This is a genomic window from Brevibacterium sp. (genome assembly GCF_052105255.1).
Lineage (GTDB): Bacteria > Actinomycetota > Actinomycetes > Actinomycetales > Brevibacteriaceae > Brevibacterium > Brevibacterium linens_B.
This window is the reverse complement of the sequence record NZ_JBQDYQ010000035.1, coordinates 27,337-33,997: the sequence shown is the minus strand read 5'-3', so window position 1 is coordinate 33,997 and position 6,661 is coordinate 27,337. Positions and strand designations below refer to the sequence as shown.

The 6,661-nt window shown below is 65.1% G+C and carries 5 protein-coding genes and 1 tRNA gene; 2 read left to right on the top strand and 4 right to left on the bottom strand.

All coding sequences use genetic code 11. The features are described 5' to 3' along the window. A partial coding sequence (locus tag ACTIIH_RS10740; RefSeq protein ID WP_441451718.1) for a transposase occupies nt 1-178 on the bottom strand: 178 nt, incomplete at its 3' end. A 109-nt stretch (nt 179-287) separates the two neighbouring features. Then, nucleotides 288-360: transfer RNA gene (locus tag ACTIIH_RS10735), tRNA-Thr, on the bottom strand. 209 nt (nt 361-569) lie between these two features. On the opposite strand from ACTIIH_RS10735, the gene ACTIIH_RS10730 reads away from it, so the two are divergent. Then, nucleotides 570-1,688 (top strand): M20/M25/M40 family metallo-hydrolase, encoded by a 1,119-nt coding sequence (locus tag ACTIIH_RS10730; protein WP_441451717.1) that lies wholly within the window; start codon nt 570-572, stop codon nt 1,686-1,688. 39 nt (nt 1,689-1,727) lie between these two features. Here the strand turns inward: ACTIIH_RS10730 and ACTIIH_RS10725 are convergent, their stop codons facing one another. Both ACTIIH_RS10725 and tmk read right to left on the bottom strand, forming a co-directional pair. Next, nucleotides 1,728-2,885, bottom strand: a complete 1,158-nt coding sequence (locus ACTIIH_RS10725) for a DNA polymerase III subunit delta' (protein ID WP_441451716.1) — start codon at nt 2,883-2,885, stop codon at nt 1,728-1,730. 1 nt (nt 2,886) lies between these two features. Then, nucleotides 2,887-5,796, bottom strand: coding sequence for a dTMP kinase (tmk, locus tag ACTIIH_RS10720; protein ID WP_441451715.1), 2,910 nt, complete (start codon nt 5,794-5,796; stop codon nt 2,887-2,889). 109 nt (nt 5,797-5,905) lie between these two features. Here tmk and ACTIIH_RS10715 point away from each other — a divergent pair, with 109 nt between their 5' ends. Further along, the gene (locus ACTIIH_RS10715) at nt 5,906-6,661 is read left to right on the top strand and encodes a lipoate--protein ligase family protein (RefSeq protein ID WP_441451714.1); all 756 of its coding nucleotides are present in this window, start codon (nt 5,906-5,908) and stop codon (nt 6,659-6,661) included.

The window sequence follows — 6,661 nt, the reverse complement described above, 5'->3', positions numbered from 1 at the left end:
ACTCCTCGACATCACGGGAGGGCTCGAGTCCGTGCTCGCGTAGCCGCGAGTCACGCACCCAGGCCTGGAGAGCTGACTTCGAGATACCGAGGTCGGCACACACCTGCTTCTGGGTCATTCCATCGTCCAAGAGCTCGAGCTCTGATTGCTTGAACTCATCGGTGTAGATCTTTGGCATGACTTCTATCCTTCCTGGAATTTATCCAGTCGTGAAGTCAACCAAACCTTCAGCAGTCCCTGCCAGTAACGGAAACACCCCAGGCCATTGACCTGGGGTGATGTTGCCGAGCCGCCTGCGGGAATCGAACCCGCGACCTATTCATTACGAGTGAATCGCTCTGCCGACTGAGCTAAGGCGGCAACCGAACCAACTTTAGCCAACTTCTCTGCCGGTGGTCAAAACGACGAATGCCATCCTGGACGGTTCCGACAGAGAGCTTCGTCACCCCGTGCCGGCAGGTGACAACCGAGCACCTGCCCCGCACCTGAGCGGGTGCCGCCGGGCCGCAATCGGGCACCGGTTAACCTGGAAAGGACAGTTGGCTGACAAGCGAGAAGGTGAGACATCCATGGCAGAGATCGACTCCGACGACTTCATGAGTGATTTCCAGGCGCTCATCGAATGCGAGTCGTTCTCCAACGACCTCTCTTCCCTGGCCCGCAGTGCCCGACTCGTCTCGCGAATCGGCACAGGAATGCTCGGTGCCGCACCTCAGATCATCGAGACCGACGGTCACCCGCATGTTCTGTGGCGCTTCGGCACCGGACTGCGCAAGGTCGTGCTCATCGGCCACCATGACACCGTCTGGCCCACTGGCACCCTTGCCGACTTCCCGTATTCGGTCAAGGACGGAGTGGTCCGCGGACCCGGCGCCGATGATATGAAGGGCGGACTGCTCATCGCCATCTATGCGTTGGCAAAGGTCCGCGCCGAACTCGGCAGACTCGACGGCGTCAGCCTCCTCATCACCGCCGATGAAGAACTCGGTTCCCCTGGTTCCCGGCAGATCATTGAAGACGAAGCGCGCGGAGCGAAGGCGGCTCTCGTGTTCGAAAGCGGCGCCGCCGACGGTGCCGTCAAGATCGCGCGCAAGGGAGTGGCGATCTACCAGCTCGAAGTCACCGGTCTGGCCTCACATGCCGGAGTCGAACCGGAAAAGGGCATCAACGCCACCATCGAAGTGGCCAACCAGGTCATCGACATCGCGGCACTTCACAAACCCTCGGTCGGCACCTCAGTCGTCCCGACCGTGATGACCAGCGGATCAACCACGAACACCGTGCCTGCCAAGGCCATCGTCGGAATCGACTCCCGAGCTGCCTCGGCGGACGAACAGGTCCGCATCGACGACGCTCTGCACGCCCTGACGCCCACCGTGGCCGGTGCAAAGATCGAACTCAAGGGCGGAATCAACCGCGCCCCGCTCGAAGAGGACATGGCGATGGGCCTCTATGCCCGTGCCCAACGACTGGCAGGACGACTCGGGCATCCCCCGTTGAGGTCGGTCGCAGTCGGCGGCGGATCGGACGGCAACTTCACCGCCGGAGTCGGGACGCCGACCCTCGACGGACTCGGCACCGTCGGCGGAGGTTCCCACGCCCGGACCGAACACGCTCTGCAGATCTGGATTCCCCGCCGCATCGAACTCACCGCGGCACTCGTCGCAGAACTCCTCGGCGACGCCTGAGCATTCGGCCACTCCCCCGGCGCGCTCAACCGTCGGCGATCAGAGTGCGCCCGTGCGGTCCTCTTGCAGCCAGGGGTTCGACAGCAGCACGAAGGCTGCTTCGACGATGAGCACAGGCGACATGTTCGTCTGCAGGCGCTGCCGGGCCTCGGTGATCGCATCGATGCGCAGCAGCGTGGTATCGGGCCCGTCACGGTTCGCCTGTTCGGCGATGAGATCGATTTTGCCGGCGTTGATCCATCCGTCTCGGATCCCCAGCTGGTACATGAGGATGTCGCGGTAGAGGCTCATCAGCTCGAGGAAGATCCGGTCGAGCTCATCGTTGCGGGCCCGCACCGAACGGCGTTTCTGCTCCTCCTCAAGCTTTCTGATCTGCGCTCTGGCCGAAGGCGGAATCGTTTTCTCCCCTTCGACGCCCAATGTGGTCAGAAGCTGAGTCCGTTCGGCGGCATTGCGCTCTTCGACCCGTGACTTCGCGGTCTCTGCGGCGGCATCGACGATGCGACCGGCCAAACGGATCGTCGCCCCCACGGAAGTGAGCTTGCCCGGGATGGCGAGGATCTGCTTGCGTTCGGCATCGGCCGACTCGTTGAGCGCCAGATACTTCGCGCGCCCGATATGATTCTGAGCCACGGCCGCAGCCCAATGAGCACGGTCCTCGGAGACGTTGTCACGCTGCATCAGCAGCTGCGCCACAGCGTCCCGAGAGGGGATGCGCAGACGCACCGGTCGACACCGCGACCGGATGGTGGTGAGGACATCGATCGGACTCGGCGCACACAGCAGCCACACGGTTCCCGGAGGCGGCTCTTCGATGGCTTTGAGCAGCACGTTCGCCGTGCGCTCCATCATCCGATCGGCATCTTCGATGATGACGACACGCCATTTCGAGTTCATCGGCGACGCCTGTGCCTTGGACACGAGCTCGCGGACCTCTTCGATCGAAATGACCGACTTCTGCGTCGACATGATCGTCAGAGACTCGTGATGGCCCGACAGCACCCGGGCGGTCGCATCGTTCGATTCCGTGCCCCCGGAGATGAGCGCGGCGGCGAAAGCGCGTGCCGCGTTCGACCGCCCCGAACCGGGAGGACCGGTGAATAGCCACGCATGGGTCATCGCCGCCGGGTTGTCCAGGGCATAGCCGAGCTGGGTGATGACGTCATCCTGGCCGACGAGTTCGTCGAAGACGCTCACTTCAGGAATCCTCCCGGTTGGTGAAGCGACGGTTGCTGCGTTCGCGCTGCCGACGCAAGCGCTCCCGAGCCTGCCGTTCGATCTCGGCCTGAGCCTGCAGTCGTTCACGGCTCATCTCGCGGGCGGTGCGGGCTGGCAGAACCGTGGTCTCCGCGTCCCCGCCGTCGACCGAGTCGCCTGCTGCGTCATCCGTTCCGGTTTCGGCAGGTGGATCGGCACGGTGGACAATGCGAGTTTCGGCGTCTTCGGGGTCGACGCGGTTGACGATCCGAGTCTCAGCATTCTCGTCCGTGGCGATTCGGTCCGTCGGCACCCGATCGGCCTCGTCGCTGTCGTCGACGAGCGCCTCCGAGTCGGTCACGCTGGCCGGCAGCACCGTGGTCGCCGCGTCCTCGTCGGAACGGTTCGGGGCCTCATCTGAACGATGCGAGCCCTTCGGTTCCAAGAAGGACGGAAGTTCCTCCTCGTCGCCTTCAGAATCCCGGTCCGCATTCTCATCCGCGGATGCCGGGGATGCGGAAGCGGCGGAGCGTTCCACATTCGCCGAGGCGGCCGGATCCTCCCGCAGATCGGCCCCGAGGTCGACGCGTTCGGTGGGAACCGCACCGGAGATCTCGGCCTCGGCGTCGGTGATCGCAGAGGGAACGAACCGATCGCTGGAGGCCGGGACGAAGCGCGGTCCGCGTTCGTGCACCGCATCGTCGATATCGTCGGTGTCTGTTGCATCAGCGGCTGCTTCGCCTATTGCTTCGCTGCCATCGACGGCGTCGTCTTCAGTCTCGCGGGCATCGACCGAGTCTGCAGAGCTGTCGCCGGAGTGGGCGTCGTCGGAGCCGTCGTCTGCCTCGGCCGTGCCGTCGTCGGGCACGGTCCCGGCGGCTACGGCAGCGAGCGGCACGGAACTGCGTTCTGGTCCGTTGTCGGCCTCAGCCGTCGACGTTGAGGCGGGGGCCGCCTCGGTGCCGGTATCGCGTTTGACCAGCGTCTGCGGAAGCCTGGCGCGGATGGCTGCGAGGATCTGTTCGGTGAGCTCATCGGCGTCGACCGAAGCGTCGAGGACGACATACCGGTCGAGTTCCTTATGCGCACGGGACAGGTAGGTCTGGCGCACGCGCTGATGGAACTGCTGGTTCTCCTCGTCAAGATAGTTGCTGTCGCCGCGTTTGCCCATCCGCTCGGCCGCGGCCTCGGGTTCGATGTCGAGGACGATCGTCAGGTTCGGCACGAGCCCCTGGGTGGCCCAGCGGCTGAGCGCGAGGATCGTCTTCTCGTCGAAGCTGCGGCCGGCCGACTGGTAGGCGATCGTCGAATCGATGTACCGGTCGGTGATGACGATGTTTCCGGCATCGAGGCTGGGGTCGACCAGGGATGCCACATGGTGGGCACGGTCGGCGGCGAAGAGCAGGGCTTCGGTGCGCGGACTCGGCGGATCCGAGTCGAAGAGGACGGAGCGGATCTTCGTGCCCAGTTCGGTGCCGCCGGGTTCGCGCGTGGACTCCACGTGATAACCGTCATCGGCCAGGGCAGCGGAGATGCGTTTGATCTGCGTGGATTTGCCCGAACCGTCTCCGCCCTCGATGGCGATGAAGAACCCGGTGCCGAGGCGTTCGGCGGAGTTCCCGAGGCCGCCGGACGCGGTCTCCGGCTGGCTGGGCGGACGGAATCCGTGGACGATGTCGACGGACAGACCCTGCAGTCTGTGCGGGTCGAAGGTGAAGAGTCCGATGATTCCGGCGATGAGAGCGGCGATGCCGAAGACGATGAATGCGACGTCGCTGGGCGCCAGCACCCAGTCGGGGCTCGAGCCGACTTCGACCGTGCCGCCGAGGTCGAGTGCGTTGATCACCAAGGCCAGGCCGGCGCCGGCGACGGCACCGTAGCGGCGGGAGAAGTCATAGGGCTGAGCGCGCACGCCGATGCCGACGAGGAACGCGATCGCCGCCGAGAGAACGACCTTGCCAGAGAGCTCGTTGATGCTGCCGGTGGCCAGGAGGAGCACACCGGAGACGAGCAGAGCGAAAGTGGACACGCGCGGACGGGACATTCCGGGAGCGAAGGTCGGCCCCATCTCGAATCCGATGGCCCAGCCGACGAGGCAGCAGGCGATGATGACCGCGAAACCGGCCTGACCGTAGCCGTGGCCGATCGCAGTCGGCTGAGCGAGCATGAAGGTCGCGCCGAGGGCGGCGAAGAGGCCGATGCACACCCACGGGTTCGCAATCGCCTCGGCGGGACGGGCGACCCGAGCCTTGAGTTCGGGGAACTGTCCGGTCGTCGCGGATTCCGCGTGCAGAGCCCGTTCGGGGGTCAGGAAGATGATGACGGAACCGGCGGCCATGCCGATGCCCACCAGCAGAGACACCCAGCCGAGAGCTTGGGTTCCTGCTGCGGAGCCGCCGAGGATCTGGAAGGCACAGGAGACGAAGACGAGGACGGCCGCGGGAATGCCGACGCGGCGCCACGGCTTCTCGTGTCTGAACGGGTTGATGCTCATGAGCAGGCCCACCACGGCGCCGAGGAACAGGGCCGCGACCCACGTCAGCCACGCACTGGGAGCGAGGCTGAGGACGACGAGGAGTACGGCTTCGATGATCGCAGAGATGCTCAGAGCGGTCTTGCGCACGGCCGGAGGTCGGGAGGCGAACACCTTGGCGGGGATGAACAGGCCGGCGCAGGAGAGGCCGAAGACGATGAGCAGAGACAGACTGCCCATCTGGTTGTCGAATCCTCCGGCGCTCAGCGACTCCCCCATGGCGGTGTACGCGCGTCCGCCCACCGTCGCGACGAGTCCGCTGGTTCCTGCCACGACATAGCTGATCGCGACAAGAACGATCAGGGCACCCCAGGCGGCGGTCTCGGTGACCAGGCGGCCGGGGGCTCCGGGCAGTCGGTGTCCTGTAGTCGTCAACATGCTCACAGCTCTACACTATCTGCCCGAACTGACATATCTCTTGGAAACGAGTGCGATCTGCGACAACCCGAACCGGACCGACGTCTGCCGATCCTCTACTCTTGAACTCGTGCACACAGACTCACAGGCGATGACCACGGTGGCCGCAGACGGCTTGGGCCCGGTGGAGGAACTCGCATTCGCCCGCGTCCTTCTCGATTCGGTCAAGGCCGGACGTCGCGGGGCGACTCTGCGGATGTACCGACCGGCCCCGACCTTGGCGTTCGGTGTCCGGGATCGTTTCCTGCCCGGTTTCGCCACCGCCGTCGAAGCGGCCCGGGACCACGGCTTCACGCCTGCTCTGCGCAGCCTCGGTGGGCGCGCGGCTGCCTACCATCCGGGGTCGCTGGTCATCGATCACATCGAACCGAGTGATTCATTCATCACGAACACCAATGCCCGGTTCACCGGTTTCGGCCAGGACTATGTCGAGGTGCTGCGCGGGCTGGGCATCGATGCCCGCCTCGGCGAGATTCCCGGCGAATACTGTCCGGGGGAGCACAGCGTCAACGTGGCTGGTCGGATCAAGGCGATCGGCACCGCCCAGCGTGTGGTCTCCGGTGCCTGGCTGTTCTCGTCGTCCGTCGTCGTCGAGGATCCGATTCCGATCCGCGCGGTACTCACCGATGTCGAAGCCGCCCTCGGGATCGATTGGGATCCGTCCACGGGCGGATCGATCAGTGAGGTCCATCCGGAGGTGACGATCGATTCCGTCGCCGAGGCGTTCGCCGCCTACTATTCCGATGCGAATCCGCATACGCCTCTGTCCCCCACCGCCGACGAGCTGGTCGATGTCGCCGCCCATGCGGACAGACATCGCCTCTGA